General features: G+C 72.3%; 1 protein-coding gene. It reads right to left on the bottom strand.

Translation table 11 applies throughout. The annotated features are described in order from the left end of the window. Nucleotides 1–22: 22 nt before the first annotated feature. Nucleotides 23–1,078 (bottom strand): TolC family protein, encoded by a 1,056-nt coding sequence (locus tag DEIPI_RS0123035; protein WP_045235016.1) that lies wholly within the window; start codon nt 1,076–1,078, stop codon nt 23–25. Nucleotides 1,079–1,185: the final 107 nt, after the last annotated feature.

Below are 1,185 nucleotides of genomic sequence, written 5' to 3' on the forward strand. Positions count from 1 at the left end.
GCGGGCGTCTTGCGCACGGCGCTCACGACGCGCCGTCCATGAGGCCCGCGACGTCCACGCCGGACGCCGCGCCGAGCGCCGCGAGGGCCTTCCAGGACGCGTCCTGGGCCTGCGTGAGTGCGAAGCGGGCGCTCTCGACGGTCTGGGCGGTCGTGTCGAGCTCCAGCCTGCTGATCACGCCGCTCCTGTAGCGGACGTTCGCCTGATTGAGGGTGCTCTGCGCGTTGGCGAGGTTCTTCTGCTGGAGGGAAACGCGCTCGGCGGCGTCCTGCGCGGCGCGGTAGGCGTCCGTGAGGGCGTTCGTGGCGCTCCTGCGGGCGTTCTCGAGGTCACGCTGCGCGTTCTGCGCCTTCGTCCGCGCGCTCTCCAGGGTGAGGCGCGGGGTGTAGTCGTTGTCGCTGAGCTTCACGTTGAGGTCGGCGAGGTCTGCGGCGTTCTTCGCACTCACGAGCGTCGGCAGCCGCGACTCCAGGCCCTGCGAGAGGGACGCGAGCGTCACCTTCAGCGCGGGCGGCGCGGGCGGCGTCTTCACGGCGGCGCCCGTCTGCCCGAAGAGCTTGGCGAGGGCGCTGGCCTGCACCGTGAGCTGCGCCTGCGCGTTGGCGAGGTTCTGACGGGTCGTGCCGAGCGTGTTCTGCGCCTTCGCGACGTCGAGGCTGGTGCCGCTCCTGGCCTGCAGCTTCGCCTGCGCGACCTGCACGTTCTTCGCGTCGAGTTCCGCCTGCGACTGCAGCAGGGCCACGTTCCGCTGCGTCTCGTACAGGTTGAGGTAGGCGTTCACGACGTTCTGCATGACGGTCATGCGGGTCCCGGCGAGCTGCGCCGTCCCGAGCGTCACGGCCTGCTGCGCCTGCGTGGTGTCGGGCAGCAGGGCGCTGGGGTCGGCCCTGAGGGCCGAGAGGTTCGTCTGCGCGTCCGAGAGGCTGGCGCGGGCGCTCGCCACGTCGGGACCCGCGCGCAGCGCGAGCGTGACGCTCTCCTCCAGCGTGCGGGGCGTGACGGTCTGCGCGTGCGCCGCGCCGACGAGCAGGAGGGCGGTGAGGGGGATGCTGGCGAGCGCGTGCGGTCGAGCGTGCATTACGAACCTCCGGAAGTGACGGGCGCGGTGGGTGTGGTGGCGGCGTGCAGGGCGGCGGCGGCGAGCTGGGCGGTTTCGAGGGCGCTTTCGAGGTCGCGCTCTGCCGA

It is taken from the genome of Deinococcus pimensis DSM 21231, from assembly GCF_000519345.1.
Classification (GTDB): Bacteria; Deinococcota; Deinococci; order Deinococcales; family Deinococcaceae; genus Deinococcus_A; species Deinococcus_A pimensis.

Coding starts and splice junctions, on each gene's coding strand:
- DEIPI_RS0123035 (WP_045235016.1), bottom strand. CDS start 1,078: ATGCACGCTCGACCGCACGCGCTCGCCAGCATCCCCCTCACCGCCCTC.